24 protein-coding genes are annotated in these 26,992 nt (G+C 60.2%); 9 read left to right on the top strand and 15 right to left on the bottom strand.

Translation table 11 applies throughout. The annotated features are described in order from the left end of the window. Position 1 precedes the first annotated feature (1 nt). Positions 2-859, bottom strand: coding sequence for a tyrosinase family protein (locus tag PspS49_RS18095; protein WP_127928765.1), 858 nt, complete (start codon positions 857-859; stop codon positions 2-4). Between the two features lie 125 nt (positions 860-984). Then, a complete protein-coding gene (locus tag PspS49_RS18090; RefSeq protein ID WP_160040863.1) occupies positions 985-1,848 on the bottom strand; it encodes an MBL fold metallo-hydrolase in 864 nt (287 codons plus the stop codon). 91 nt (positions 1,849-1,939) lie between these two features. Here PspS49_RS18090 and PspS49_RS18085 point away from each other — a divergent pair, with 91 nt between their 5' ends. The 3 genes from PspS49_RS18085 to PspS49_RS18075 all read left to right on the top strand — a co-directional run bounded on the left by PspS49_RS18085 (position 1,940) and on the right by PspS49_RS18075 (position 4,505). After that, complete coding sequence (locus PspS49_RS18085) at positions 1,940-2,281, top strand: metalloregulator ArsR/SmtB family transcription factor (RefSeq protein WP_150750817.1); 342 nt, start codon at positions 1,940-1,942, stop codon at positions 2,279-2,281. A gap of 169 nt (positions 2,282-2,450) precedes the next feature. Continuing rightward, a complete protein-coding gene (locus tag PspS49_RS18080; protein WP_160040861.1) occupies positions 2,451-3,695 on the top strand; it encodes an FAD/NAD(P)-binding oxidoreductase in 1,245 nt (414 codons plus the stop codon). A 9-nt stretch (positions 3,696-3,704) separates the two neighbouring features. Then, entirely contained in the window at positions 3,705-4,505 is an 801-nt protein-coding gene (locus PspS49_RS18075; protein WP_160040859.1) for a sulfite exporter TauE/SafE family protein, read from the top strand. Between the two features lie 49 nt (positions 4,506-4,554). Here PspS49_RS18075 and PspS49_RS18070 read toward each other — a convergent pair whose 3' ends face one another. The 6 genes from PspS49_RS18070 to PspS49_RS18045 form a co-directional block, all read right to left on the bottom strand. Then, positions 4,555-5,835, bottom strand: a complete 1,281-nt coding sequence (locus PspS49_RS18070; protein ID WP_127928758.1) for a TRAP transporter large permease — start codon at positions 5,833-5,835, stop codon at positions 4,555-4,557. Then, on the bottom strand, positions 5,835-6,362 hold the full coding sequence (locus PspS49_RS18065; RefSeq protein WP_150650396.1) for a TRAP transporter small permease: 528 nt from the start codon (positions 6,360-6,362) through the stop codon (positions 5,835-5,837). Before PspS49_RS18065 ends, PspS49_RS18070 begins: the two co-directional genes overlap by 1 nt. 76 nt (positions 6,363-6,438) lie before the next feature. Continuing rightward, the gene (locus tag PspS49_RS18060) at positions 6,439-7,410 is read right to left on the bottom strand and encodes a TRAP transporter substrate-binding protein (protein WP_095118327.1); all 972 of its coding nucleotides are present in this window, start codon (positions 7,408-7,410) and stop codon (positions 6,439-6,441) included. A 64-nt stretch (positions 7,411-7,474) separates the two neighbouring features. Next, positions 7,475-8,368, bottom strand: a complete 894-nt coding sequence (locus tag PspS49_RS18055) for an SMP-30/gluconolactonase/LRE family protein (RefSeq protein WP_150750821.1) — start codon at positions 8,366-8,368, stop codon at positions 7,475-7,477. Positions 8,369-8,398: 30 nt separating this feature from the next. Continuing rightward, complete coding sequence (locus PspS49_RS18050) at positions 8,399-9,223, bottom strand: NAD(P)-dependent oxidoreductase (protein WP_160040857.1); 825 nt, start codon at positions 9,221-9,223, stop codon at positions 8,399-8,401. A 283-nt stretch (positions 9,224-9,506) separates the two neighbouring features. Next, positions 9,507-10,802: an OprD family porin gene (locus tag PspS49_RS18045; RefSeq protein WP_160040855.1), complete on the bottom strand. Its 1,296-nt coding sequence runs from the start codon at positions 10,800-10,802 to the stop codon at positions 9,507-9,509. Positions 10,803-11,096: 294 nt separating this feature from the next. Here PspS49_RS18045 and PspS49_RS18040 point away from each other — a divergent pair, with 294 nt between their 5' ends. Both PspS49_RS18040 and PspS49_RS18035 read left to right on the top strand, forming a co-directional pair. Beyond that, entirely contained in the window at positions 11,097-12,752 is a 1,656-nt protein-coding gene (locus tag PspS49_RS18040; RefSeq protein WP_160040853.1) for an MFS transporter, read from the top strand. Continuing rightward, positions 12,749-13,891, top strand: a complete 1,143-nt coding sequence (locus PspS49_RS18035; protein WP_160040851.1) for an HlyD family secretion protein — start codon at positions 12,749-12,751, stop codon at positions 13,889-13,891. Before PspS49_RS18040 ends, PspS49_RS18035 begins: the two co-directional genes overlap by 4 nt. 115 nt (positions 13,892-14,006) lie before the next feature. On the opposite strand, the gene copD is transcribed toward PspS49_RS18035, so the two are convergent. Together copD and copC are read right to left on the bottom strand one after the other, a co-directional pair. Beyond that, positions 14,007-14,864, bottom strand: a complete 858-nt coding sequence (copD, locus tag PspS49_RS18030; protein WP_160040849.1) for a copper homeostasis membrane protein CopD — start codon at positions 14,862-14,864, stop codon at positions 14,007-14,009. Between the two features lie 3 nt (positions 14,865-14,867). Continuing rightward, positions 14,868-15,230 (bottom strand): copper homeostasis periplasmic binding protein CopC, encoded by a 363-nt coding sequence (copC, locus tag PspS49_RS18025; RefSeq protein ID WP_127928742.1) that lies wholly within the window; start codon positions 15,228-15,230, stop codon positions 14,868-14,870. Between the two features lie 139 nt (positions 15,231-15,369). On the opposite strand from copC, the gene PspS49_RS18020 reads away from it, so the two are divergent. Next, a complete protein-coding gene (locus PspS49_RS18020; protein ID WP_007919317.1) occupies positions 15,370-15,990 on the top strand; it encodes a TetR/AcrR family transcriptional regulator in 621 nt (206 codons plus the stop codon). A 244-nt stretch (positions 15,991-16,234) separates the two neighbouring features. On the opposite strand, the gene preA is transcribed toward PspS49_RS18020, so the two are convergent. The 3 genes from preA to hydA form a co-directional block, all read right to left on the bottom strand. Further along, positions 16,235-17,509, bottom strand: a complete 1,275-nt coding sequence (gene preA / locus PspS49_RS18015) for an NAD-dependent dihydropyrimidine dehydrogenase subunit PreA (RefSeq protein WP_137216458.1) — start codon at positions 17,507-17,509, stop codon at positions 16,235-16,237. Then, entirely contained in the window at positions 17,510-18,877 is a 1,368-nt protein-coding gene (locus tag PspS49_RS18010) for an NAD(P)-dependent oxidoreductase (protein ID WP_160040847.1), read from the bottom strand. It lies immediately after the preceding gene. Between the two features lie 168 nt (positions 18,878-19,045). After that, positions 19,046-20,485 carry a dihydropyrimidinase gene (gene hydA, locus PspS49_RS18005; RefSeq protein WP_150750830.1) on the bottom strand — a complete coding sequence of 480 codons (1,440 nt, stop codon included), beginning with the start codon at positions 20,483-20,485 and terminating at the stop codon, positions 19,046-19,048. Between the two features lie 626 nt (positions 20,486-21,111). Here hydA and PspS49_RS18000 point away from each other — a divergent pair. Both PspS49_RS18000 and PspS49_RS17995 read left to right on the top strand, forming a co-directional pair. Then, positions 21,112-22,596 (top strand): NCS1 family nucleobase:cation symporter-1, encoded by a 1,485-nt coding sequence (locus PspS49_RS18000; RefSeq protein WP_160040845.1) that lies wholly within the window; start codon positions 21,112-21,114, stop codon positions 22,594-22,596. 136 nt (positions 22,597-22,732) lie between these two features. Continuing rightward, positions 22,733-24,016: a Zn-dependent hydrolase gene (locus PspS49_RS17995; RefSeq protein ID WP_160040843.1), complete on the top strand. Its 1,284-nt coding sequence runs from the start codon at positions 22,733-22,735 to the stop codon at positions 24,014-24,016. A gap of 186 nt (positions 24,017-24,202) precedes the next feature. Here the strand turns inward: PspS49_RS17995 and PspS49_RS17990 are convergent, their stop codons facing one another. Together PspS49_RS17990 and PspS49_RS17985 are read right to left on the bottom strand one after the other, a co-directional pair. Beyond that, positions 24,203-25,069 carry a CAP domain-containing protein gene (locus PspS49_RS17990; RefSeq protein WP_127928727.1) on the bottom strand — a complete coding sequence of 289 codons (867 nt, stop codon included), beginning with the start codon at positions 25,067-25,069 and terminating at the stop codon, positions 24,203-24,205. Between the two features lie 88 nt (positions 25,070-25,157). Continuing rightward, positions 25,158-25,928, bottom strand: a complete 771-nt coding sequence (locus PspS49_RS17985) for an alpha/beta fold hydrolase (RefSeq protein ID WP_160040841.1) — start codon at positions 25,926-25,928, stop codon at positions 25,158-25,160. A 112-nt stretch (positions 25,929-26,040) separates the two neighbouring features. Between PspS49_RS17985 and PspS49_RS17980 the strand changes: the two genes are divergently transcribed. After that, on the top strand, positions 26,041-26,985 hold the full coding sequence (locus tag PspS49_RS17980; RefSeq protein ID WP_174245067.1) for an aldo/keto reductase: 945 nt from the start codon (positions 26,041-26,043) through the stop codon (positions 26,983-26,985). The last annotated feature ends 7 nt before the right edge of the window (positions 26,986-26,992 follow it).

Genomic DNA, 26,992 nt, shown 5'->3' with positions numbered 1-26,992 from the left:
GTCAGATGTACTCATAGCGGTAATCGAGCTCTGTGGTGAAGAGGGTTTGCTGGACGGTAAAGGTTTGCTCCCAGGGCGCCAGTTCGTTGGCGGGGTGAAAGATCAGGACGGTTTCATTCATGTCTGTCGAGCCGGCCTCATTGGTAAAGCCGGGAGTGCCAGGATGCTGGTGTTTCCAGCGCTCCCACAACAAGTCGAGGTAGCAGTGGTGCAGGAAGAATATTGGATCATTGGGTGAGGAAGCTTCCCCCATGCTGCCGCCTATCCACGCATGCACCGGATTGTGCAATTCGATTTCCGAGACGTTTTCCCAGCCACTCCCATTCATCCAGTAAGGCGCCCTGTTGAGCGTCGATATGACTGTCTCTGCGCTGGGCAGTGCGCCGATTGCCCCGAGATTTCGACGAATGCCCGTGTTGCCCAGGCCTTCGTCCCAGACCCTTACATCGAATTGCGATTGTTCCCTGGAAAACGGGCCGCTGGTGACACGCTGGTCTTGCAGGTTGTCACCGTTCGAACCCATGAAGTGCGAGGTGAAGGGGTTGTCGGCCCCGGTCAGTTGCCAGTTCCAGTAAGGCAGGGTGATGGTCGGATCACTGGCGGCGGACTGCAGGGCCAGTTCGAACTGGCGGATCAGAATGCGATGCCACGGATAGAACAAGGGGCTTCGATGTGGATTGGGTACCAGCGGACTGGCCCCGCCCATCGAATTCTTGTGGATCTGGACGAAATCATCATAGCGGCATTGCTGCCCGGGTCGCAGGACGCTGTCGACGTTGTTCTTCAGCCTCAGGATGGCATCGATGAATGCGGATTTCTGTTGCGGTGTCATGTCACGGTGATTACGACGAATATCCATATTGCGAAAACTCCATTGAATGTTTGCCCAATGGAGTCTGCTCGCTTACAGGATTTTCACCAGTTCATCACCCTCGACAGCGTTCGTAGGAAAAATAATCCAGTGGCCGGTCGAGCGGTTTTTTCCTATAGGGAATTGAGCGGAATCTTCAGGTAAACCACACCGTTGTCCTCCGCTGGTGGCAGATGTCCGGCCCGGACATTCACCTGAATCGCCGGCAGCAACAGCGTCGGCATACCCAGCCCGGCATCTCGCTTGGTGCGCATTTCGACAAACGCTGCCTCATCAATCCCGTCATGCACATGAATATTGCTTTTGCGTTGTTCGCCGACCGTGGTCTGGCACTGCGAGGCGCGACTCTCCGGTGGATAGTCGTGGCAAACGTAGAGTTTCACGCTGGCGGGGAAGGCTAGCAGTTTGTGGATCGAGGCAAACAGCTGATGGGCATTGCCGCCGGGAAAGTCGCAGCGCGCCGTGCCGACATCGGGCATGAACAGCGTGTCACCGACCAGAATCTGCTCGCCATCGATCAAATAAGCCATGTCCGCCGGGGTGTGGCCGGGGACGTGCAGAGCGGTGGCCTTGAGGTTGCCGATGCGGAACGACTCGTTCGGCGCGAACAGGTGATCGAACTGCGAGCCGTCGACGCAAAACTCCGGCTCCAGATTGAACAGCGTCTTGAACACGTTCTGCACTTTGCTGATCGATTCACCGATGGCGATTTTGCCACCCAGTTCCCGGCGCAGGTAAGGCGCGGCGGACAGGTGATCGGCGTGGGCGTGGGTTTCCAGCAGCCACTGCACCTGCAGGTTGTGCGCGCGAACGAAGGCAATGATCTTGTCGGCTTGGGCGGTGCAGGTGCGTCCGGCGGCGCCGTCGTAATCGAGCACCGGATCGACGACCGCGCACTGCCCGCCATCGGCTTCATAGACCACATAGCTGTAGGTCGAAGAGGCGGGGTCGAGGAAAGCTTCAATCTGCGCGGGCATGGACACCAACCTGAACAAGGGAAATGGGTTGCAACACTTTATCTAAAAACATAATGTTCGCAGCTTAAGTGACCTTGAAGGCATCGTGCAAATGCAATCCAGTCTGACCGAATGTGAAGTTGCCCAACTCCGTGCCTCGGCCTCCAAGGCCTGCGCGTTGCTCAAGGCCATGGCCAATGAGGATCGCCTGTTGATCCTGTGTCAACTGACTCAGGGTGAGCGCAACGTCGGCGAACTGGAAAAAATGACCGGTGTGCGCCAACCGACGCTGTCCCAGCAACTGGGCATCCTGCGTGATGAAGGGCTGGTCGCGACCCGTCGTGAAGGCAAGTACATTTTTTACTGCCTTGCCAGTCCGGAAGTCATTCAGGTGATGAAAACGCTCTCCGGATTGTATTGCGGAGCCGTGCTGAAAAGTCTGGGTCATCAATAAATGCCAGCCATGCCACTGGTTCAATGTGGGAGCGAGCCTGCTCGCGAAAGCGTTAGGTCAGGCAATAGTTGCATCGACTGACACGCCGCCTTCGCGAGCAGGCTCGCTCCCACATTGGGATTTGTGTGCTGGCTCGAACAATCCTTGCGTGCAGCAAAAGGAACAAGCAATGAACGATCAACACTGGGGCCCATCCATCAGTGCAGACATCGTGGTCATCGGCGGCGGTACGGCCGGTATCGGTTTCGTCGCCAGCCTGCTCAAGCGTGATCCTGCGCTGAAAGTTACCGTGATCGAACCCAGCGCCCAGCATTACTACCAACCGGCGTGGACGCTGGTCGGCGGTGGTGCCTACGACGTCAAAGACACCGCACGGCCGATGAACAAGGTCATGCCCAAGCAAGCGAACTGGCTGCAAGCGGCAGTCACCGCAATCGACCCGGACAAGCGCCAACTCACCCTCAACGATCAACGCACGGTCAGCTATCAAAACCTGATTGTCTGCCCCGGCCTGCGTCTGGCCTGGGAGAAGATCGAAGGCCTGCAGGAAAGCCTCGGCCAGCACGGTGTCACTTCCAACTACAGCTACCAGCATGCGCAATACACCTGGGATCAGGTGCAGAAACTGCGCGGCGGCAAAGCGCTGTTCACTCAACCGGCGATGCCGATCAAATGCGCCGGCGCACCGCAAAAGGCGTTGTATCTGTCCTGCGATCACTGGCTTAAAACCGCCGTGCTGAACAACATCAAGGTCGAATTCAATCTGGCCGGCGCTGCACTGTTTGGCGTGGCGACGTTTGTGCCGCCGTTGATGAAGTACATCGAAAAGTACAACGCACAGTTGGCGTTCAATTCGAATCTGGTCAAGGTTGACGGCCCGGCGAAAACCGCGTGGTTCGAGATCAAGGACGCTGAAGGCAACGTCACCCGTGTGGCGAAAACCTTCGATCTGCTCCACGTCGTGCCGCCGCAGGTTGCGCCGGATTTCATTGCCCAGAGCCCGTTGGCCGACGCTGCCGGCTGGTGCGAGGTCAACCCGCACAGCCTGCAGCATCCGCGCTTTCCCGAGGTGTTCGCACTCGGTGATATCTGCGGCACCAGTAACGCGAAAACCGCCGCAGCGGTGCGCAAGCAAGTCGTGGTGGTCGCGGAAAACTTGCTGGCCCTGCGCAAGCAACAACCGCTGCCGCTGAAGTACGACGGTTATGGTTCCTGCCCGCTGACGGTGGAGAAGGGCAAGGTGATTCTCGCCGAGTTCGGTTATGCCGGTAAGTTGCTGCCGACTTTTCCAATGGACCCGACGGTGGCGCGGCGTTCGGCGTGGTTTCTCAAGGCGTCGCTGCTGCCGTGGTTCTACTGGAACGGCATGCTCAAGGGCCGCGAGTGGCTGACACGTCTTTCCAAGGTCGGCTGAGAAAACCCTATGTTACTGGCAAGTCTGTTTGGTGTGGTGATGGGGTTGGTTCTCGGCTTGACCGGGGCCGGCGGCGGCATTCTTGCGGTGCCGGCGCTGGTGCTCGGGTTGGGCTGGACGATGACGCAGGCAGCGCCGGTGGCGTTGTTTGCGGTCGGCAGTGCGGCGGCGGTCGGGGCTATCGACGGTTTGCGTCATGGCCTGGTGCGCTATCGCGCGGCGTTGTTGATTGCCGCTTTGGGGGCGGTGTTTTCGCCGTTGGGCATTTACTTCGCGCACCAGTTGTCGGAGAAAATCCTGATGGTCCTGTTCAGTCTGCTGATGGTCATGGTGGCCTGGCGCATGCTGCGCCGCGAGCGCCAGCAGGAGGGGCCGAGCGATCACGGTCACGCTAGCTGGGGCCAGAAGAACTGCATGCTCAATGAAGACACCGGGCGCTTCGACTGGACCGCCAAATGCACCGCTACATTGGCGGCGCTGGGCGCAATTACTGGCGTGGTGTCCGGTTTGCTCGGCGTCGGCGGCGGCTTTTTGATCGTGCCGGCATTCAAGCAACTGACCGATGTGCAGATGCGCGGGATTGTCGCCACGTCGTTGATGGTGATCAGTCTGATTTCGGCAATCGGGGTGATCGGCTCGTTTCACGCCGGCGTGCGGATTGACGGGCAGGGCGCGGCGTTTATTGTCGCCAGCATTGTCGGCATGATCATCGGTCGCAAGCTCTGCGCGCGGGTGCCGGCGCGGGCGTTGCAGGTGGGGTTTGCCAGTGTCTGTCTGGTGGTGGCGGGGTATATGTTGTTGCGGGCGTGAGGTTCTGAAGAAATCGCAGCCCATCAAGGGCTGCGATCTTTCTATCGGCTTACAACACCAAGTGCGGCAACCACAGCGAAAGTGCCGGCACGTAAGTCACCAACATCAACACCAGGAACAGCACGGCATAGAACGGCAGCAGCGCTTTCACAGTGCTCTCGATACTGACCTTGCCTACCGCCGAACCGACAAACAGCACCGCACCCACCGGCGGCGTTATCAATCCGATCCCAAGGTTCACCAGCATGATCATGCCAAACTGCACTGGATCCACGCCGATGCCGAGAATCACCGGCATCAGGATCGGCGTCAGGATCAGGATCAGCGGCGCCATGTCCATCACCGTGCCGAGCAACAGCAGCATGACGTTGATGCACATCAGGATCACGTAGCGGTTGTCCGACAGGGTCAGAAATGCCGTGGTGATCTTCGCCGGAATCTGCATCAGGGTCATGATGTAGCCGAAGCTCGCCGCGAAACCGATCAGGATCATCACGATCGAAATCGTCCGCACCGTACGGTGCATCAGTTTCGGCAGTTCGCTCCACTTGTAGTCGCGGTAGATGAACATGGTCACGAAGAACGACCACAGCACGGCGATGGCCGCCGACTCGGTAGCGGTGAAAATGCCGGACAGGATGCCGCCGAGGATGATCACCATCGCCATCAGGCCCCAGAGGGCTTCGCCGACGATTTTCAACGCCTGGCGCATCGGGATCACTTCACCCTTGGGATAATCGCGTTTTCTCGCGAAAATCAGACACAGCACCATCAGGCAGGCACTCATCAGCAAGCCCGGCACGATGCCCGCCATGAACAGCGAGGCAATCGAAACCGTGCCACCGGCGGCCAGGGAGTAGAGCACCGAGTTATGGCTGGGCGGGGTCAGCAGGGCTTGCACCGAACCGCTGACAGTCACGGCGGTGGAGAAGTCCCGTGGATAGCCCTTGCGTTCCATTTCCGGAATCAGCACCGAACCCACCGACGCGGTGTCGGCCACCGACGAACCGGAGATCGCGCCGAAAAAGGTCGAGGCGACAATGTTGACCAGTGACAGGCCACCGCGGACAAACCCCACCAGCACCCCGGCACACGCCACCAATCGACGCGACATGCCGCCCTCGGCCATGATCGCACCGGCCAGCACGAAGAACGGAATGGCCAGCAGCGAGAATTTGTTCACCCCCGAAGCAACCTGAATCATCACCGCCTGGAACGGAATGTCGATCCACCATGCACCGATCAGCGCGGCCGCGCCCAGCGCGTAGGCGACCGGCATGCCGATCAGGATCAAAGCGATAAAACTGCCCAGCAGTATCAGAGCGTCCATTAAGCGGCACCTTCACTTTCTTCAACCAGGTCGAACTGCACGACGCGCCGTTTGCTCTGGTCACCGAGCAAGAGTTTTTCCAGCACGAAAATCAGCGTCAGCAAGCCGCCCACGGGAATGGGCAAGTAGGTCACGCCAACGCGCAGATCGGGCAGGGCTGCCATGAACTGGTTCCAGGTGGACATGCACAGCTTGGCGCCCCAGATCGTCATGAAGATGCAGATCGCCGCCATCAGCAGCTGGGAAAAAATCGCCGCCGCGGATCTCACGTGCGCTGGCATGCGATCGGTGAGCATGGCCACGGCCATGTGCGCGCCGGCGCGGTAACTGGCGGCAGCGCCGATGAAGGTAAACACCATCATCAGCAGGATCGCCGTGGGCTCGGGCCAGCTCGAACCGGTGCCCAGGACGTAGCGGGCGAACACGCCCCAGGGAATCATCAGGGAAATCGCCAGGACGGAAAGGCCGGCGACCCAGATGCACGTCATGTAGATCTTGTCGTTGATACGCAGCAGTAGATTCTTCATCGGGTTCCACCGTAACCGGGCGCGCCGCAGTCATCGGGCGCACCGGGCCTTGTTCATGAGGACGGAGCGGGAGGCGTTACTGAACGGCTTCGATTTTCTTGATCAGGTCGGCATACTTCGCGCCGTACTTTTCCCGTACCGGTGCGGTGGCGTCGTAGAAGGGTTTTTTGTCGACCTCGATGAACTCGACGCCGGCGGCCTTGAGTTTTTCTTCACTGGCAGCGGACTTCTTGTCCCACAGCACGCGCTCTTCGGCCTGGGCAGCCTTGGCGGCTGTCTTGACCAGCGCCTGTTGATCCGGGGTCAGTTTTTCCCAGGTGATTTTCGACATCACGATCGGCTCTGGCAGGATCAGGTGACCCGTGAGGCTGTAGTACTTCGCATTCTGGAAGTGGTTGTGTTCGAGCAGGGTTGGCGGATTGTTTTCCGCGCCGTCGATCACGCCGGTCTGCAGGGCACTGAAAATTTCACCGGTGTCCATGGCGATGCCGTTGCCGCCCATGGCGTTCATCATGTCGATGAACATCGGGTTGCCTTGCACGCGGATTTTCATACCCTTGAGGTCTTCGAGCTTGCGCACCGGTTTCTTGGTGTAGACGTTGCGCGTGCCGCCGTCCATCCAGGCCAGGGCCACCAGGCCGAACTCAGAGTTGGTGATTTTGTCGAGGATCTCGTCGCCCACTGCGCCGTCGATGACGTTACGCATGTGTTGATGATCGCGGAAGATGAACGGCATGTTGAACACGTTCACGTCCGGGACCACGGGGCCGACGATACCCAGGCTGACGCGAGACAACTGTACGGCGCCGACTTGCATCTGCTCGATGACTTCCTTTTCGGAGCCCAGCACACCGCCGGGGAAGTATTGGAAGGTCAGTTCGCCGTTGGTCTCCTTGGTCAGGGTCTTGCCCATGTTTTCTTCGGCCACCACGGTTGGGTAACCGGCGGGGTGAATGTCAGCGAATTTGAGTTGCAGTGCCTGAGCGGCGCCAGTGAAGGTAAACATCAGCGGGAGTGCAGCGGCCAGCAAGGTGCGTTTGAAGTTCATGGGGGTGAGTCTCCAGTCTTGTTATTTTTGTGTTCAAGGCGCAGCGGTGCAGCAGAGGCGGGTGTTACAGGGAATCGTCGAGCAGCGGTTCTTCCAGGCCTTTGACGCCGGGGTTGAGGGCGAACACGCCGCCGGCGAGGGATTGCGGGTCGTGGTCGTCGCCGGGGCGAATCGAGGTCACGAAGAGGGTGTCCATCCGGCTGCCGCCGAAGGCGCACATGGTCGGTTTTTTTACCGGCACGGCCAGCGAGAAGTCGAGTCGGCCGTCCGGCGCGAAACGGTGGATGAGGCCGGCATCGTTGGCGCAGATCCAGTAGAAACCTTCGGCGTCCACAGCAGCACCATCGGGCCGGCCGGGGAAGTGGTTCATGTCGACGAAGACGCGGCGGTTCGACGGTGTGCCGGTATCGGTGTCGTAATCGAACGCCCAGATCAGTTGCACGTCGGGGTGCGAGTCGGACAGGTACATCGTCTTGCCGTCGGGGCTGAAACCGAGGCCGTTGGGCACGATGAAGCCGTCGAGTTGCGCTTCGATCACGCCAGACTGCCCGGCGCCGTAGCGGTAGAGCCGGCCTTCGGTCGCACTCAGGCCCATGTTCAGCACCATGCTGCCGGCCCAGAACCGGCCTTGACGGTCGCAACGGCCATCGTTCAGACGCATGTCTTTGCGGCCGTGCTCGACGCTGACAAGTCGCTCGCTGTCGAGGCTGCCGTCGCTGTGCGGATGCAGATGAAAGAAACCGCTCTCCATGCCGGCGACCCAGCCGCCACGGCTGTGGCGGGCGATGCAGGCGAGCATTTCCGGGGTTTTCCAGGCATGCACATGGCCGGTGTCGGCGCTCCAGCGTTGCAGGCCGCCGTTGGGAATATCGACCCAGTACAGCGCGTTTTCCTGTGGTACCCAGACCGGGCTCTCGCCCACGGCGTTGCGGGCATCGACGATCAGTTCGGCTTGCATACTCAATCCCTTGTGTCGTTATCAGAGTGATCAGTCGCCGAACGGTCCGGCGGCGACAAACGCGCCGCCCTGATAGATTCGCGCCGGATCATCGGCGGCCGGCATCGGCTGCGCTTCGACTTTTTCGCGGAACACTTCGGAGCTGTCCTTGGCCTCGAAGCCGAGATGACTGGCGAAGCGGTTGTCCCACCAGACGTCTTTGTTGTCGGACATGCCGTAGACCACGGTGTGGCCGACGTTCGGCGTGTACAGCGCGCGTTCGAGCAGTTGCGTGAGGTCATCGAAGCTCAGCCAGGTGTGCATCATTCGACGGTTTTGCGGCTCGGGGAACGAGGAGCCGATGCGGATGCTGACGGTCTCGATGCCATAGCGATCGAAGTAGAAACTGGCCATGTCTTCGCCGTAGGACTTGGACAATCCGTAATAGCCATCGGGGCGGCGCGCGGAACTGGCGTCGAGCGGCTCGTCCTGTTTGTAGAAGCCGATGACGTGGTTGGAACTGGCGAAGATCACCCGCTTCACGCCATGCCGGCGCGCGGCTTCGTAGATGTGAAACACACCGCAGATGTTGGCGCCGAGGATTTCTTCGAACGGCCGCTCGACGGAGACGCCACCGAAATGCAGGATTGCGTCGACGCCTTCGACCAGTTGATGCACGGCGTGTTTGTCGGCGAGGTCGCAGACCACGATTTCTTCGCGATCATCGACAGCCGGGGCGAGGGCGGCGATGTCCGACAGGCGCAGGACATTGGCATAAGGGCGCATCCGTTCGCGCAGGACTTTGCCCAGGCCACCGGCGGCGCCGGTCAGCAGCAGACGGTTGAACGGAGCGCGGGGAGTAGAGGTAGACGTCATGGCAATCCCTTACACGTTGTTATTAGGTTTGTTGTAGGTTGTCGTATGACTGCGCTGAAGTATCGGTAGGGTTTCCGGAACTTGTCAACGCGACTTTTGGTGTAAATGACGGAAGGGGCTGATTCACTTTTCGATCACCACAATTCCTTGGTTGCAATGCAATCCCCTTGTGGGAGCGAGCCTGCTCGCGAAAGCGGTATGTCATTTCGAAGTGATGTTGACTGACACGCCGCCTTCGCGAGCAGGCTCGCTCCCACAGGGAAACTCGGTGTGGCGACTGGCTTTACAACAACGAAATCGGATAACTGATAAAGATCCGGTTCTCGTCAAACTCGTTGGTGCTGAAGTCCCGGCGTATCGTCGCGTTGCGCCATTTCACGTTGAGGTTTTTCAACGGGCCGCTCTGCACGGTGTAGGCCAGTTCCGACTCGCGACCCCATTCCTTGCCGTCATTGGTGGTGGCGGTGTGCACGTTGTCGCCGCTGATGTAGCGGTTCATCAGGGTCAGGCCGGGAATGCCGAGGGCGACGAAGTTGTAGTCGTGGCGCAGCTGCCAGGAGCGTTCCTTGGCATTGTCATAACTGGCGTTGTAACTGTCGTTGGCGAGGGTGCCGCCGCTGGTGCCGTTGACCCGCATCCACGCGTCGTCGCCGCTGAGTTTTTGCAGGCCGACATAGAACGTGTTGCCGCCGTATCTGGCCGAAAGCAGAGCGAACGCAGTCTTGTTGTCGAGGTCGCCAGCCTGGGCGCTGCCGTCTTCCTTGCCGGTGAAGAAACCGAGGTTGGCACCCAGCGTCCAGTCGCCCAACGGCTGGCTGTGGCTGAGGTTGAAATACTGTTGCTGGTAGATGTCGCTGAGTTCGGCGTACCACACACCGACCAGGGTGCGTTTGTCGTTGAAGGTGTATTCGCCGCCGCCGAAGTTGAAGCGGTCGGAAGTGAACGCGCCACGGCCGTTCATCGACATGTCTTCCATGCTCGCGTCGTTGCGCGGGCTGTTGCCGCGGAACTGGCCGCCGTAGACGGTCAGGCCATTGATCTCGGTGGAAGTGATCTGGCCGCCACGAAAAGTTTGCGGCAGGGAGCGGCCGTCGTCGGAGCGCAGGATCGGCAGCACCGGCATCCATTCACCCACCTTGAGTTCAGTCTTCGAGACCTTGGCTTTCAGCGCTACGCCGAGCCGTCCGAAATTGTCCGCCGGGCGTCCGTCATCGTGGATCGGCAACAGTTGCGTGCCGCCCGTGCCTTTGCCGCCATCGAGCTTCTGCGAATACATCCCCAGCAGATCGAGGCCGAAACCGACGGTGCCCTGAGTGAAACCGGATTTGGCGTCGAGGATGAAGTTCTGCGTCCACTCTTCAGCCTTGCCCTGCGGGTAGGCGGGGTTGACGAAGTTGCGATTGAAGTAGGCGTTGCGCAGGTTCAGCGTGGCTTTGCTGTCTTCGAGAAAGCCTTCGGCATCGGCGCTCATCGGCATGGCAAGGGCGAGGCTGCTGCAGCCGATCAGACTTAAAGCGGTACGCGGGCGGGTGACGGAAAGACGGGAAGGGCGGACGGAATTGCAGACGAGTGTGCTCACTGTGACGCTCCCTGTTTCGTTTGTTGTTTTTATTATTTGTTATACGTCGTCGTACAACATGGGTGCGGATATTTCCTAGGTTTTACGGGAATGTCAACAGCAAGTTATGCGATGACTTCCTGCCATCACCCAGATCCCTTGTGGGAGCGAGCCTGCTCGCGAATGCGGACTTTCATCCGACAACGTTGTCGACTGACACACCGCTTTCGCGAGCAGGCTCGCTCCCACAGGGGAAAAGTGTTTTAGCAATGAATTTGCGGCAAACTTCACCCACTCTCCGTACAAGGCCTTGCAATGGATCAATACGCCCCGCGCAACTGGCAGCCCCACGAAAAGCCCAGTCTGCCCGGTTCCCCCTCGACGCCGTTGCACTCCAACCCCAAGCGTCTGGCCTATGCGCTGGTCGGTTTGCTGGTGGCGGTGACCGGTGGCTTGGGCAACTCGCTGGTGGTGGCCAACCTGCCTTATCTGCAAGGAGCACTCGGCGCGACCACGGCGGAAATGGCCTGGTTACCGGCGGCGTACGTGATGACCAACGTGTCGATGAACCTGCTGCTGGTGAAGTTTCGCCAGCAGTTCGGTTTGCGCGCGTTCACCGAAGTGTTCCTGGTGTTGTATGCGCTGGTGACCTTCGGCCATTTGTTCGTCAATGACCTCAATTCGGCGGTGGCGGTGCGCGCGGCCCACGGCATGGTCGGCGCGGCGCTGAGTTCGCTGGGCCTGTATTACATGGTCCAGGCGTTCCCGGCGAAGTGGCGGCTGAAGGCGCTGGTGCTTGGCCTCGGCACTTCACAACTGGCGCTGCCACTGGCGCGATTATTTTCCGAAGACTTGTTGCAGATCGCCGAATGGCGCGGCTTGTACCTGTTCGAACTGGGCATGGCACTGCTCTCGCTAGGCTGCGTATTGATGCTCAAGTTGCCGCCGGGCGACCGCTTCAAAACCTTCGAAAAACTCGACTTTCTCACCTTCGCCATTCTCGCCACCGGCGTGGCGCTGCTGTGTGCGGTGTTGTCGCTGGGGCGGATTGACTGGTGGCTGGAGGCCAACTGGATCGGCTATGCGCTGGCCGCCTCGATTGCCTTGATCCTCGCCGGTCTGGCCATCGAACATAACCGCAGCAACCCGCTGCTGATGACCCGTTGGCTTGGCAGCGGGACGATGATCCGCCTGGCGCTGGCGGTGACCCTGATTCGCATGGTCACCTCGGAACAGTCCACCGGTGCCGTGGGTTTTATGCAGAACCTGAACATGGGCTATGAGCAGTTGCACAGCCTGTACGTGGTAATGCTGATCGGCAGCGTCGCGGGGTTGTTGACCAGCGCACTGACGATCGACCCCAAGCACCTGCTGATGCCGTTGATCATCTCGCTGGGTCTGATGGCCACCGGGTCGGTGATGGACAGCTTTTCCAACAACCTGACCCGGCCGGAAAACCTCTATTTCAGTCAGTTTCTGCTGGCCTTCGGCAGCACGTTTTTCCTCGGCCCGACCATGGTTTTCGGCACCCGTAACGTGCTGACCAATCCGCGCAATCTGGTGAGCTTTTCGGTGCTGTTCGGGATCTGCAATAACCTGGGCGGCCTGCTGGGCGCGGCACTTCTGGGCACTTTTCAGATCGTCCGGGAAAAATTTCATTCCAGTCAAATCGTTGAGCACCTGACGCTGTCTGACCCTTTGGTGGCGGCACGCGTGCAGAGCGGCGGCTCGGCGTACGGTTCGCTGTTGGCCGACCCGAGTCTGCGCAACCTTGCGGGGATTCGCAGCCTGGCCAATGCCGCCACGCGGGAGGCCAACGTGCTGGCCTATAACGATGTGTTCATGCTGATCGCCGTGATTGCGGTGTTGACCATGATCTGGCTGTCCATTCGTGCGCTGTGGCTGATGAGCACCACCAAAGCCGTCGCCACGGCGCCATCCACACCTTCTAGCGGTGCCACTTCTTCATGACCGAACCGACCACCACAACCACCAATGCCATCGCTGCCACGCCCGAGGGTGAGGCGCCGCCGTCATCGCCAAACACCGAGCCACGTTCGCTGCGGGTGCGGATTATTTCCTCGCTGGGGTTTGCCGCGATTGCCATCGTTGGTGTGCTGATCGTGCTGTATGCCTGGCAATTGCCGCCGTTCAGCAGTGCGGTGGAAACCACGGAGAACGCGCTGATTCGTGGCCAGGTGACGATCATCGGCCCGCAACTCGCCGGTTATGTCTATGAAGTGCCAGTGCAGGATTTCCAGTATGTGAAGGCCGGTGATTTGCTCGTGCGCCTCGACGACCGCATCTATCAGCAACGCCTCGATCAATCGTTGGCGCAACTGGCGGTGCAGAAAGCTGCATTGGCCAATGTGGTGCAGCAACGCAACAGCGCCGAGGCGACGATCAAATTGCGTCAGGCCGTACAGGCTGACAGCGAAGCGCAGTTGCGCAAGAGCGAGGCGGATCTGCGCCGTAATCAGGAATTGGTGCGCGACGGTTCGGTGTCCAAGCGTGAGATGGATGTAGCGCTGGCGGCGAATGCGCAAAGTGTTGCGGGGGTGGCGCAGGCCAAGGCCAATCTGGAAATCGCCCGGCAGGATCTGCAAACGGTGATCGTCAATCGCGGCTCGCTGGAAGCAGCGGTGGCCAGCGCCGAAGCGGCTGTGCAACTGGCGCGGATCGATCTGTCGAACACCCGCATCGTCGCGCCGCGTGACGGTCAGCTTGGGCAGATCGGCGTGCGCCTCGGCGCCTACGTCAACTCCGGGGCGCAGTTGATGGCGTTGGTGCCGAACCAGAAATGGGTGATCGCCAACATGAAGGAAACCCAGATGGATAATGTGCGGGTCGGGCAACCGGTGCGCTTCACTGTCGATGCCTTGAACCACCGCAAATTCACCGGGCATGTGCAGCATATTTCCCCGGGGACGGGGTCGGAATTTGCCTTGTTACAGGCGGATAACGCTACTGGCAACTTTGTGAAAATTGCTCAGCGGGTGCCGGTGCGAATCACCATTGATGCGGATCAGCAGGAAGAGGAACGGTTGCGGCCGGGGATGTCGGTGGTGGTCAGCATTGACACCGCAGCAGGCGACACCCAACCCCACTGACCCAATGCATAACCTTGTGGGAGCGAGCCTGCTCGCGAAAGCGTCGTATCAGTCACATTTCTTTATCTGACACACCGCTTTCGCGAGCAGGCTCGCTCCCACATTTGAACTGTGTTTATCCAGCGGTCATCGGGGGCAGGGTGCCGAGCAGGGAGACGGCCGCCACCGCGCCAATGCCCAGCAGCCATTCGAGCATCACACTGCGCCTGAGCGCGCCCATGCGCTGTTCGCAATCATCAATCCTCAAGCGATTGAACAGCGCCAGCCCAAGCATTCCCAGCACGATCAGCGCCTTGATCAACAGAATCAACGCAAACCCGCTGAACAACGGCGTCGGCCACCACTGGCCGGTCAGCACGCGCACATTGATCAAACCGGTGATCAGCAACCCCGCGACCAGCGCATAACCGATCCCGCTGAAGCGCCGCAAAACATCACGCATCGGCTCCGTCGGCTGACGCAAAATCAGCACCAGCATCAACAACCCGCCCAACCACGCCGCCACGCAGGTCAGATGAACGATCTGGTTGAGAATCAGCAATTGCCCGCTCAAACCATCGAGCATGGCGCCATGCCCGACCGGTGCGAGGGTCGCCAGCAGCAAGCCGCTCAAGCCCAACCGCAACGGCATGCTCGAGCGCCAAGGTGTGAACAACAAGGCCAGCAGCGCGGCATTGATCAGCAGATGCCAACGCCACACCTGACCAAAAAACGTATGGCCCAGCACCAGCGCAACCGTGTCCGGATCAAACGCCGCCGTAGCCGAGCCGGCCATGCTCGCAGTTATCAAAAGTGCCCAGACAATCCCGCTGAGCAGCGCCACGACAGCCAGCCAACGCGCCAGTCGCGCCAGGTGCCGGTCCACTTGCAGCGCTTCATCCTTGAGCAGCAACGGCCTGAACAGCCAGGCCCCGAACAGCATCAACACCACGATGAAATGCACAAAGCGGCACAGCACCAGCGCTTCACTCATGAATTACTGACCCACCTTGAACTGATAGGCGCCTTCGCTGTTGTGCGTATCCACCGACACCGCGCGCCATTCGACTTTGTATTCGCCGGCCGTCAGTGGTGCGACGGGGGTGACGATCAGGGTTTTCTTGTCGCTCTCGGTTCTCAAGGGTTTGAGCACGACCGGTGCGCCATCGTGTGTCACGGTGACTTTGGTTAACTCGACTTCCACGCCTTCGGAAAAGGTCAGGCGCAAATCGGCGGGTGCGGCGACGGTGCTGTCGGCCGCCGGGGTCTGGCTTTTCAGGTGGGCGTGGGCAAATACCGAAGATGCGGCGAACAGCGAAGCGAGCAGGGCAGTGGCAGTCATGGCGTTCTTGAACAGCATCGCAAATACCTCTGAGGCAGGATCAAAGAGTCGTCAGTTTAGCCATCCGCTCACGCCAGTACGAAGTTTTGTTTGCAGCGGTCGCCCGCGGACCAGAGCGGATGCTAGTCTTGGGCAACGCTGTTGTCAGGGAGCCCTCATGGGCAATCACAAGATCGAGATTCGTCGCAATAACGTCGAGAAAATCCTCCTGGCGGCGGAAAAAGTCTTCGCCGAAAAAGGCTTCGGCGGCACCGCCATGGCGGACATCGCCGCTGAAGTGCAATTGCCGCGCTCCAACCTGCATTACTACTTCTCAACCAAGAGCGAGCTGTACAGTGCGGTGCTGTTCGACCTGCTGGAAGTGTGGAAACAGGACGCGCTGTGCTTCGAAATGTTCGACGATCCGCGCGTGGTGCTGAGCAGTTACATCCGCGCCAAGATGAATCACTCGCGCAGTCGGCCGTATGGTTCGAAAGTCTGGGCCAACGAAATCATCCACGGTGCGCCAACGTTGGGCGAGGCGCTGGATGTCAGCCTGTATGACTGGGCGAAGATGAAGGAAGCGAAGATTCGCCAGTGGGTCGAGGATAAACGGATTCTGCCGGTGGAGCCGTCGAGTCTGCTGTACATGATCTGGGCGTCGACCCAACACTATGCCGACTTTGATCATCAGGTGAATATTCTGAATGAACATCAGCCGTTGTCGGACATGCAGTTTGAGCGGGCGGTGCAGACGGTGACGAGTGTGATTTTGCGTGGGATCGGGCTGGAGCCCTAGAAGCAGACCCTCACCCCAGCCCTCTCCCGGAGGGAGAGGGGGCCGACCGAGGTGTCTTGCGGGCTACGTTGACCTGAAAAATCCAGTCGATTATGGATTTAAAGCCTTCCGAGTTTGTGCCCTGTATCGATTATGGATTCAGAACCGATCTTTCAGTCGGTGCATCTCGCCAATATCCCCCAATCAGTCCCCTCTCCCTTTGGGAGAGGGTTAGGGTGAGGGGGCTGTTGGATCAGTCGGCAATCTAGACCGCAACGTGATATGGATTCCGCGGATCATGATTCCAGTCCAGAAACGGCTTGCCAGTCTCCATCGGCACCATCTCGATGCAATCCGCCACCGGACAAGTGATCTGGCACAAGTTACAACCCACACACTCCTCATCAATCACTTCATATTTATGCGTGCCGTCCGCCTGCTTCAGACTGCCGATCGCCTGGTGTGAAGTGTCCTCGCAAGCAATGTGGCAACGCCCGCAACCAATGCACGCCTCCTGATCAATCTTCGCGATCACCTGATAGTTGATGTCGAGGTACTTCCAGTCCGTGGTATTGCCCACTGCACGCCCGGAAAATTCAGCGATGCTGGCGTAACCCTGACTGTCCATCCACCGCGACAGCCCGTCCTTCATCTCCTCGACAATGCGAAAACCATGCAGCATCGCCGCCGTGCACACCTGCACTGCGCCGCTGCCCAGCGCCATGAATTCCGCCGCATCGCGCCAACTGCCGATGCCGCCAATGCCGCAGATCGGCAGGCCCTGCGTCTCTGGATCGCGGGCGATTTCGGCGACCATGTTCAGCGCAATCGGCTTCACCGCCGAGCCACAATAACCGCCATGGGTGCTTTTGCTGCCGACGGTGGGCAGGGCGACCATGTGCTCCAGATCGACGCTGGTGATCGAGTTGATCGTATTGATCAGCGACACCGCGTCGGCGCCACCGCGATGGGCGGCGCGGGCGGCGACGCGGATGTCGGTGATGTTCGGCGTCAGTTTGACGATCACCGGCAGCGAGCAATAGGTCTTGCACCAGCGCGTCACCTGCTCGACGTACTCCGGCACCTGACCGACCGCCGCACCCATGCCGCGTTCAGGCATGCCGTGCGGGCAGCCGAAGTTCAGCTCGATGCCGTCAGCACCGGTGGCTTCGACCAGCGGCAGGATGTGTTTCCACGACTCCTCGACGCACGGCACCATCAGCGAAACAATCAGTGCGCGATCCGGCCAGTCCTTCTTCACCTGAGTGATTTCGCGCAGGTTGATCTCCAGCGAACGGTCGGTGATCAGTTCGATATTGTTGATGCCCAACACTTCACGGTTATTGCCGTAATGCGCCGAATAACGCGACGACACGTTGACCGCGGCCGGGTCCTCCCCAAGGGTTTTCCAGACCACGCCACCCCAGCCCGCTTCGAAAGCGCGGACGACGTTGTAGGCTTTGTCGGTCGGTGGCGCGGAGGCCAGCCAGAACGGATTCGGCGCTTTGATGCCAGCGAAGACAATCGACAGATCGGCCATTTACGCAGCCTCCACGTTAAGCATCAGTTGAACGTTGATCGCCTCGGCGGCGCGTTTGCCGTGCTGCACGGCTTGCACGGTGAGGTCTTGATCGAGGCTGGTGCAGTCACCACCGGCGTATACGCCGGGGATGCTGGTGCGCAGGTTTTCGTCGACCTGAATGCGCTCGCCCTGGCGCTTGAGTTCGCGGGCTAGCGGGTCGGCGAGGGCGCTGCCGTCGAAGGACTGGCCGATGGCTTTGAAGATCGCATCGGCGGCCAGTTCGAAGGTCTCGCCGGTGGTTTGCAGGCGACCGTCGACCAGATCGGTGCGGGCGAAACGCATGCCGCGCACGTGGCCATGATCGTCGAGCAGCACCTCTTCCGGTTGCGCCCAGGTCAGCAGGCGTACCTGATTGGCTTTGGCGATGTCTTGTTCATGACCGGTGGCGCCCATGTCCGCCGCGCCACGGCGATACACCAGATTGACGTCGCGAGCACCGAGGCGAGCCATTTGCACGGCCATGTCGATCGCCGTGTTGCCGGCGCCGAGCACGATGCAGCGCTCGGCCAAAGGCAGTTGCGTGAGGTCATCGGCCTGTCGCAGTTCGCGGATGTAGTCGGTGGCAGCGAGCAGGCCCGGCGCATCTTCATGGGCCAAACCGAGCTGCTTGCTGGCGTTGAGGCCGAGGCCGAGGAACACTGCGTCGAACTGTTGATGCAGTTCGCTCAGCGTCAGATTCTCGCCGAGCTTCTGCCCGTGACGAATCTCGATGCCGCCAATCTGCAGGAGAAAATCCAGCTCCTTCTGCGCGTAGTCGTCGACCAGTTTGTACTTGGCGATCCCGTACTCATTGAGACCACCAGCCTTCTCCCGTGCTTCGAAAATCACCACGTCATGCCCGTGCATGGCGCTGCGATGTGCACAGGACAAACCGGCCGGCCCGGCGCCGACCACGGCAATGCGTTTACCGGTAGCGGCGGCGCGCTGGAACGGATGTTCGGTGAAGTGTGCGTTGTCCACGGCGTAGCGTTGCAGCAGGCCGATCAGCACCGGCGCGCATTCCTGAGCGTTGTTGCGCACGCAGGCTTGCTGGCAAAGGATTTCGGTCGGACACACTCGGGCGCAACTGCCACCGAGGATGTTCGCCGAGAGGATTTTTTGCGCCGCACCCGGAACGTTGTCCTGATGGATATTACGGATGAACGACGGGATGTCGATCTCGCTCGGGCACGCATTCACGCACGGCGCGTCGTAGCAATACAGGCAGCGCGCGGCTTCCAGATGCGCCTGCCGATCATTGAGCGGCGGCGCCAGATCGGTGAAATGCCCGGCGAGGGCGGCCGCGCTTTCGTGCGGGTGGGGGAGATGGTTGAGGGTCTCGATCACGGTTTTGTGCCTCACGGTTATTTGAGGTGCTGCCTCTGATGGGCATTGGTTTTTGATCGTTCCCACGCTCTGCGTGGGAATGCCTCTAGGGACGCTCCGCGTCCAGTGACGCGGAGCGTCACGGGCTGCATTCCCACGCAGAGCGTGGGAACGATCATCTTCTGGGGATCAGCGTTTCACAGCAGTGGGCCGGTGCAACTCAGCCCGCTTGCTCAGCAAATCAAACACCGCCGGGTACGCCGGCCGTTCGATATACCGCCCGGCACCGCGCTCGGCGCGCAGGTCGCCATCGGCCCAGACCACCCGGCCCTGGCTGACGGTATGGCTCGGCACGCCGCGCACGGTCTTGCCTTCGAAGATGTTGAAATCCACCTGCTGATGGTGGGTCTTGGCGGAAATGGTGCGGGTGCCTTGCGGATCCCACAGCACCAGATCGGCATCGGCGCCGATGCGAATCGCGCCTTTGCGCGGATAGAGATTGAAAATCTTCGCGGTGTTGGTGGAGGTGAGGGCGACGAAATCCTGCATCGACAAACGTCCACTGTTGACGCCTTCATCCCACAACACCGCCATGCGATCTTCGATACCCGCCGTACCGTTGGGAATCTTGCTGAAGTCATCGCGCCCGGCGGCTTTTTGCTCGGCGCAGAAACAGCAGTGGTCGGTGGCGGTGGTGTGCAGATTGCCGTTTTGCAGCCCGTGCCACAGTGCTTCCTGATGACCGCGCGGGCGGAACGGCGGGCTCATCACGTAACCGGCAGCGGTCTGCCAGTCCGGGTGTTGATAGACGCTGTCGTCGAGCAGCAAATGCCCGGCCAGCACTTCGCCGTACACCGGCTGACCCTTGCTGCGCGCATAGGTGATTTCGTCGAGGGCCTCTTTGGTCGAAACGTGCACCAGGTACAGCGGTGTGCCAATGGTTTCGGCAATACGAATCGCTCGGCTCGCCGCTTCACCTTCAACCTGCGACGGACGCGACAGCGGATGCGCTTCCGGCCCGGTGATGCCTTGGGCCATCAACTTGCGTTGCAGGTGATAAACCAATTCACCGTTTTCCGCATGCACGGTCGGCACCGCGCCGAGTTCCAGGCAGCGCTCGAAACTCGCCACCAGCGTGTCATCGGCAGCCATGATCGCGTTCTTGTAGGCCATGAAATGCTTGAAGCTGTTGATGCCGTGATGGCTGACCAGCTCGGCCATTTCCTCACGCACCTGCTCGCTCCACCAGGTGATGGCGACGTGGAAGCCATAGTCGGAGGCGGACTTTTCCGCCCAGCCGCGCCACTGATGAAACGCTTCCATCAATGACTGCTGCGGATTGGGAATCACAAAGTCGATGATCGACGTGGTACCGCCGGCCAGACCGGCCGCTGTGCCGCTGTAGAAATCCTCACTGGCCACGGTGCCCATGAACGGCAGTTGCATGTGGGTGTGCGGATCGATGCCGCCGGGCATCAGGTATTGGCCGCTGCCGTCGAGGACTTCGGCGCCGGCGGGAACATCAAGGTTTTCACCGATGGCTTTGATCACGCCGTCGGCGCAATAGACGTCGGCGCGATAACTTTCATCATGGGTAACAACGGTGGCGCCACGGATCAACAGAGACATTCCGAGTTCCTCGCAGGCATTGACCGACTTGTGCCGGTTCTAGATGTTTTATTGATGTACAGCGTTACAGGTCGTATTCCTGTCAGCGCTGTCAGGAATAGAAGCTAGTCGCAGATTTGCAATAGATCAAGATTATTTTTTATAAGCTTATGACTGTTTTAAGTGTATGAAAAATAACGATAAAAACTGTAAATCACCAAAATGGTGAGGCCGTTCACCATTTTGACGCACTTGACAGGATGGAAATATGAGCAAGATTTCCTATGTGAAATCAGCCGCTTGAAGTTGAGCTGCGGTTGCTCGCTCACGATGAAAATAAATGCAGTGCACCAGATTGAGTCCTGTCTGTTCGGACAACTTGCCAAGTGTTTAGCCTGAGCACCCAGACAAGTTTCCGCGAACTCATCCGGTGAATAATTAAAACTGATGAATATCAGAAAGTTGCACAGCGTTTGAAACACCGCCCGATGCGCTAGCGGGTTACCCGGCACGTTTATTGATGCCGCCGCTGACACCATGGCCGGTGCGCGAAAGTTGTCAGTTCCTCCGGCCATCGTCCGGCTCGCACCCTCGTGTGCAAGCCGCCTGATGAGCAAAAAAATAATCAGAAGAACAGTGGAGCGGCCATGCAACAGATCAGATCGCAAGTGACCGAGCGCGACGGCTTGTTCGAGCTTGAAGCCGGCAGCGACGTCCTCGACAGTCCCCGTTACAACCACGACATGGCACCGACCAAGGTGCGCGAACGAACCTGGAACAAATGGCACATCACCGCGCTGTGGGTCGGCATGTCGATCTGCGTGCCGACCTACACCCTCGGTGGCGTGCTCACCGCGTACTTCGGCCTGACTGTTGGTGAAGCGCTGCTCGCAATTCTGTTCGCCAACATCATCGTGTTGGTCCCGCTGACGCTCAATGCGTTTCCCGGCACCAAGTACGGCATTCCATTTCCGGTGCTGCTGCGCTCGTCGTTCGGCATTCTCGGCTCCAACGTGCCGTGCCTGATCCGCGCACTGGTGGCGTGTGGCTGGTTCGGTATCCAGACGATGTTCGGCGGGTTGGCCATTCACCTGTTTCTCGGCTCGATTTTCGAGGGCTGGAAATCCCTCGGCGGCACGGGGGAGGTGATTGGCTTCATGATCTTCTGGGCGCTGAACCTGTGGGTGGTGATTCGTGGCGCCGAGTCGATCAAGTGGCTGGAAACCTTGTCGGCGCCGTTGCTGGTGGCGGTCGGCATCGGTCTGCTGGTGTGGGCGATGCCCAATGTGTCGATGACCGAACTTTTGGCGATTCCGGCCAAGCGTCCGGAGGGCGCCAGTGTGGTGAGTTACTTTGCCGCCGGGTTGACCGCGATGGTCGGTTTCTGGGCGACGTTGTCGCTGAACATTCCGGACTTCAGCCGTTACGCCAAAAGCCAGAAAGATCAGATCCTCGGGCAGATTTTCGGCCTGCCGCTGACCATGTTTCTGTTCGCGTCCCTCGGCGTGATCATGACTGCCGCGTCGGTGAAACTGGTCGGTGTGACCGTCTCCGATCCGGTCACTCTGATCGGGCATATCCAGAGCCCGGTGTGGGTGGCGGTGGCGATGGCGTTGATCATCATCGCCACGCTGTCGACCAACACCGCCGCCAACATTGTTTCGCCGACCAATGACTTCCAGAACATCGCGCCCAAGGTCATCAACCGCACCAAAGCGGTGTTGCTGACCGGAGTTGTCGGGCTGTTGTTGATGGGCCATGAACTGCTGAAAAAACTCGGTTTGATCGTCTCCGATGTCAGCCTGGAAACCGTGTATTCCAATTGGCTGCTGGGTTATTCGAGCCTGCTCGGGCCGATCGCCGGGATCATGGTGGTGGACTATTTCCTGATCAAGAAACAGCAACTGGACCTGGCCGGGTTGTACCGCGACGACGTCTATCCAGCGTGGAACTGGGCCGGGTTTATCGCGTTCGGGGTGCCGGTGGTGCTGACCTTGCTGTCGCTGGGCAGCGATGCGTTCAGCTGGTTCTACAGCTATGGCTGGTTCACCGGCTCGGCGCTGGGCGGGATTATTTATTACGGGTTGTGCGTGATGCGCGCGCAGCCCTCTGCCGTTAAAACAGCGGTGTAACACATGATCGTTCCCACGCTCTGCGTGGGAATGCAGCCCGGGACGCTCCGCGTCCCAACAGCGGACGCGGAGCGTCCATGGATAATTTCCCACGCAGAGCGTGGGAACTATCGGTATCAGCACTGAGGAGATCCCCATGAACGCAGCCGTAGACGTTCTGCAATCGACCCATCAGCACATCAACCGCGACCGCTTATGGGCGTCGCTCATGGAACTGGCCAAACTCGGCGCCACGGTCAAGGGCGGTGTCTGTCGCCTGGCCCTGACCGATCTCGACCGCCAGGCCCGCGACCTGTTCGTGCAATGGTGCAAGGACGCCGGTTGCAGCGTCACGGTCGATGCCGTCGGCAACATCTTCGCCCGTCGCCCCGGGCGCAATCCCAACCTGCCACCAGTAATGACCGGCAGCCACATCGACACCCAACCCACCGGTGGCAAGTTCGACGGCTGCTTCGGCGTGCTCGCCGGTGTCGAAGTCCTGCGCACCCTCAACGACCTCGGTGTAGAAACCGAAGCGCCGCTGGAAGTGGTGGTCTGGACCAACGAAGAAGGCTCGCGCTTCGCCCCGTGCATGATGGGCTCCGGCGTGTTTGCGGAGAAATTCACCCTCGAAGAAACCCTCGCCAAAGTCGATGCTGACGGCGTGACTGTGGGTGAAGCGCTCAATGCGATCGGCTACGCCGGTTCACGCAAGGTCAGCGGGCATAAGGTCGGCGCGTATTTCGAGGCGCACATCGAACAAGGTCCGATCCTCGAAGATGAGCAGAAAACCATCGGCGTGGTTCTCGGTGCATTGGGGCAGAAGTGGTTCGACCTCAAGCTGCGCGGCGTCGAGGCGCATGCCGGCCCGACGCCAATGCACCTGCGCAAAGATGCACTGGTCGGCGCCTCGGTGATCGTCGGTGCGGTCAACCGCGCCGCCCTTGGCCACCAACCGCATGCTTGCGGCACCGTCGGCTGCCTGCAAGCCTATCCCGGGTCGCGCAACGTCATCCCCGGCGAAGTGCGCATGACCCTCGATTTCCGTCATCTGGAACCGGCGCGTCTGGACTCGATGATTGCCGAGGTGAAGCAAGTCATCGACGCCACCTGTGAAGAACACGGTCTGACTTATGAACTGACCCCGACCGCTGACTTCCCGCCGCTGTACTTCGAAAAAGGCTGCGTGGAAGCCGTGCGCGGCGCGGCGAAAGGGCTTGGCTTGTCGAATATGGACATCGTCAGCGGCGCCGGCCATGACGCGATTTTCCTCGCCGAACTCGGCCCGGCCGGGATGATTTTCGTGCCGTGCGAAGGCGGCATCAGCCACAACGAAATCGAGAACGCCGCGCCGGATGATCTGGCGGCGGGGTGCGCGGTGTTGTTGCGGGCGATGCTGGCGGCTTCGGCGATGGTCGCGGGAGGGCAGCGGGCGGCTTGAAGATCAAAAGATCGCAGCCTTCGGCAACTCCTACAGGGAAACCATCAATCCTGTGCAGGAGCTGCCGGAGGCTGCGATCTTTTTGCCGTCACCACAGCGTCATGAAAATGTGATGGGCCGCGATAGCCGTTGTATCGCCGTCAATATTGCGCAAGGAAGACCTGAAACCGGGGCTTGTGCGATCAATCACTGCGCACCAAACACCATCGTCCAGTAAACCCCTTCATCACTGCGTGCCTCACTGGCAAACCCGGCGCCGACCTGGGTAAACATCGGGTTCATCAGATTGGCGCAATGCCCGGGGCTGGCCAGCCATCCGGCCATGGCCTTGCCCGGTGAACTCTGTCCGGCGGCGATGTTTTCGCCAATTTGCCGACCGCGATAGCCGGCCGCGCGGGCGCGATCGGCGGGCATGTCGCCGTCCGGATCGCGGTGGGCGAAGTAGTTGCCGTAAGCCATGGCTTTGCTATGCCCCTGTGCGGCGGCGCCCAGCGCGGCGTTCCAGCTCAATGGCCGGGCGGCGGCGAAGCGCTGGCGTCCGCACATCCGTGGCCGGGCGCGCGCGGCATTGACCTCAGCGAGCAAGGCCTTGCCGACGCTGCGGTTATCGCCAACGCGGCTGTCGAGCACCGGTTGCGCCAACACCACTTGCCATTCATTGCGCGAACGACTGACGCCGATGTCGGCGTAGCTCGCATCCAGCAGCGCGGCGCAGTGCTCGTCTTGCAGCAGGTCGAAAGCCTCTTCGGCGTCCTCGGCGCCGATCACACGAATACTGCGCACCGCCACGGCGGAATAACCGGACGACTTCAACGCTTCGCGCATGCCCCCGGCGTAGCGATAACCGATCGGCAAGGCCAGGTTCGACTTCAGCGCCAACGGTGCGAGCCGTTGCGCCGGGCGTCGATCACAGCGTTGCGGATGGGCACGGTAGTCGTTGATGGCAGCCACCAGTTGCCGCTCCGCACCGGCAAGGGCGGTTTCAGCGAACAGCGGCGAAAGGATCAGCAGGCACAGCGAAACCAAGCGAGACGAACGAACGGCGTGGCGCATGAGACGGGCAGCTCTGAAGGAGGACAGCGCAAAAGTTGAGTGAACCGCAGAAAGCGGCGCGAGTAGGACTGGGGAATCGGGACTTGGTTCACCGATTCAACACATCCCCCATCCACTGCAAATACTGCGCACGATCCGAGATCGAGTTATGCCCCGAATCCGGCACCACCCTGAGCACCGCCACGCCTTGCGGGAAGTTCTCCAGCAAACGCTGCGTGCTGGCGCGCGGAATCACCTCGTCGTCACTGGCCGCCAGCAGCAAAGTCGGCACGCGGATATGCGCGGCGTATTTGCCGGATTCGAAGCGATCCTTGAGCAACCATTTCACCGGCACCCACGGATATTGCTGCGCCGCGATTTCTTCGAGGCTGTTGTAAGGCGTCACTAGAATCAGCTGTTGCACCGGTCGCTGACTGGCCAGACGCACGGCGACGCCCGATCCCAGGCTGCGGCCAATTAGCGAAATCTGCGGGTGGCTGGCGTACACCTGATCGAACAGCGCCAAGGCATCCTCGGCAATCGCCGCTTCGGACGGTGAACCACTGCTGCCACCAAAGCCGCGATAGTTGAGCAGATACACCGCGTATTTCGGAAATGCCTCGGCAAACTCCGGCAGATTGTGCGACACGTCCTCGGCATTACCACCGAAATAGATCAGCGCCCGCGGCCCGACACGCTCGCGGGTGACCACCGAAACCTGCGCATCCGGCATCGACAGGGTTATCCGGGAATCAGCGGTGTTGACGGCATTGGGCTGCGGAAAATAGATCAGCGAGCGCTGAAAAAAGAACAGCGCCGCACACAGCACCAGGTACACGGCAACGATCAATGCGACGAGTGACATCAGGGTTCGGGACATTCGGCTACTTTTAACGGTGTGTGAAGGATCGCTGTCGCAGTGTAGTCCAGCCCTGCAACCGGGCCGCTCGCACACACAACAGGCAACAGATCCACGCAGCAGGGGAACCAGCATGAGCCACACTGAGGGTTACTCCCGTCGCCGATTGCTCACGCTGGCTGCCGGGGTTTCGGCGGTCTTCACCTTTGATCGGGCGTTGGCCACCGCGACGACGCCCGCGACCACCGGAGGCCACGCCATGCAGACCCGCGCCATCCCGTCCAGCTCCGAATTGCTACCCATCGTGGGCTTGGGCACCTATCGCGGTTTCGATGTCGCCCCCGGTGATCCGGCTTATCGGCAACTACCGGCAGTGCTCGATGAGCTGTTCACCAAGGGCGGCACGCTGATCGACAGTTCACCGATGTACGGCCGTGCCGAACAGACCACCGGCGAACTGCTGTCGATCCACGAACCACGCTCGCCGGCGTTTCTGGCGACCAAGGTGTGGACGCGCGGGCGCAAGGAAGGCATTGCGCAGATGGAGCAGTCGTTCAGCCTGCTGCGCACCGAACGCATCGACCTGATGCAGATCCACAACCTGCTCGACTGGCAAACCCACCTGCCGACCCTGCGCGACTGGAAAGAACAGGGGCGTATCCGTTACATCGGCATCACCCATTACACGCCCTCGGCCTACGAGGAAGTCGAAGCGCTGCTGAAGGCCGAACAACTGGATTTTCTGCAAATCAACTACGCCCTCGATGATCGAGGCGTGGAAAAACGCATTCTGCCTTTGTGCCGCGAACGCGGTGTAGCGGTGATCTGTAATCGGCCGTTCGGCGGCGGGGGACTGCTGGCGCGGCTCAAAGGCAAACCGCTGCCGGGCTGGGTGTCGGATGTGCAGGTCAACAGCTGGCCGCAACTGGCGTTGAAGTTTCTGCTTTCGCATTCGGCGGTGACTTGCGTGATACCCGGCACGGGCAATCCGCGTTACATGGCCGACAACGCCAAGGCCGGGTTCGGGCCGATGCTCACCGATGCGCAACGGCATCAGTTGATTGCGTTGCTGGGTTGATCGATCT

It is taken from the genome of Pseudomonas sp. S49 (genome assembly GCF_009866785.1).
Taxonomy (GTDB): Bacteria; Pseudomonadota; Gammaproteobacteria; order Pseudomonadales; family Pseudomonadaceae; genus Aquipseudomonas.
This window is presented reverse-complemented; position numbering and strand designations above follow the sequence as displayed.

Excerpts from the sequence above, each read along its gene's own strand:
- PspS49_RS18095 (WP_127928765.1), bottom strand. The coding sequence starts at position 859 with ATGGATATTCGTCGTAATCACCGTGACATGACACCGCAACAGAAATCC.
- PspS49_RS18090 (WP_160040863.1), bottom strand. The coding sequence starts at position 1,848 with ATGCCCGCGCAGATTGAAGCTTTCCTCGACCCCGCCTCTTCGACCTAC.
- PspS49_RS18085 (WP_150750817.1), top strand. The coding sequence starts at position 1,940 with ATGCAATCCAGTCTGACCGAATGTGAAGTTGCCCAACTCCGTGCCTCG.
- PspS49_RS18080 (WP_160040861.1), top strand. The coding sequence starts at position 2,451 with ATGAACGATCAACACTGGGGCCCATCCATCAGTGCAGACATCGTGGTC.
- PspS49_RS18075 (WP_160040859.1), top strand. The coding sequence starts at position 3,705 with ATGTTACTGGCAAGTCTGTTTGGTGTGGTGATGGGGTTGGTTCTCGGC.
- PspS49_RS18070 (WP_127928758.1), bottom strand. The coding sequence starts at position 5,835 with ATGGACGCTCTGATACTGCTGGGCAGTTTTATCGCTTTGATCCTGATC.
- PspS49_RS18065 (WP_150650396.1), bottom strand. The coding sequence starts at position 6,362 with ATGAAGAATCTACTGCTGCGTATCAACGACAAGATCTACATGACGTGC.
- PspS49_RS18060 (WP_095118327.1), bottom strand. The coding sequence starts at position 7,410 with ATGAACTTCAAACGCACCTTGCTGGCCGCTGCACTCCCGCTGATGTTT.
- PspS49_RS18055 (WP_150750821.1), bottom strand. The coding sequence starts at position 8,368 with ATGCAAGCCGAACTGATCGTCGATGCCCGCAACGCCGTGGGCGAGAGC.
- PspS49_RS18050 (WP_160040857.1), bottom strand. The coding sequence starts at position 9,223 with ATGACGTCTACCTCTACTCCCCGCGCTCCGTTCAACCGTCTGCTGCTG.
- PspS49_RS18040 (WP_160040853.1), top strand. The coding sequence starts at position 11,097 with ATGGATCAATACGCCCCGCGCAACTGGCAGCCCCACGAAAAGCCCAGT.
- PspS49_RS18035 (WP_160040851.1), top strand. The coding sequence starts at position 12,749 with ATGACCGAACCGACCACCACAACCACCAATGCCATCGCTGCCACGCCC.
- copD (WP_160040849.1), bottom strand. The coding sequence starts at position 14,864 with ATGAGTGAAGCGCTGGTGCTGTGCCGCTTTGTGCATTTCATCGTGGTG.
- copC (WP_127928742.1), bottom strand. The coding sequence starts at position 15,230 with ATGCTGTTCAAGAACGCCATGACTGCCACTGCCCTGCTCGCTTCGCTG.
- PspS49_RS18020 (WP_007919317.1), top strand. The coding sequence starts at position 15,370 with ATGGGCAATCACAAGATCGAGATTCGTCGCAATAACGTCGAGAAAATC.
- preA (WP_137216458.1), bottom strand. The coding sequence starts at position 17,509 with ATGGCCGATCTGTCGATTGTCTTCGCTGGCATCAAAGCGCCGAATCCG.
- hydA (WP_150750830.1), bottom strand. The coding sequence starts at position 20,485 with ATGTCTCTGTTGATCCGTGGCGCCACCGTTGTTACCCATGATGAAAGT.
- PspS49_RS18000 (WP_160040845.1), top strand. The coding sequence starts at position 21,112 with ATGCAACAGATCAGATCGCAAGTGACCGAGCGCGACGGCTTGTTCGAG.
- PspS49_RS17995 (WP_160040843.1), top strand. The coding sequence starts at position 22,733 with ATGAACGCAGCCGTAGACGTTCTGCAATCGACCCATCAGCACATCAAC.
- PspS49_RS17990 (WP_127928727.1), bottom strand. The coding sequence starts at position 25,069 with ATGCGCCACGCCGTTCGTTCGTCTCGCTTGGTTTCGCTGTGCCTGCTG.
- PspS49_RS17985 (WP_160040841.1), bottom strand. The coding sequence starts at position 25,928 with ATGTCCCGAACCCTGATGTCACTCGTCGCATTGATCGTTGCCGTGTAC.
- PspS49_RS17980 (WP_174245067.1), top strand. The coding sequence starts at position 26,041 with ATGAGCCACACTGAGGGTTACTCCCGTCGCCGATTGCTCACGCTGGCT.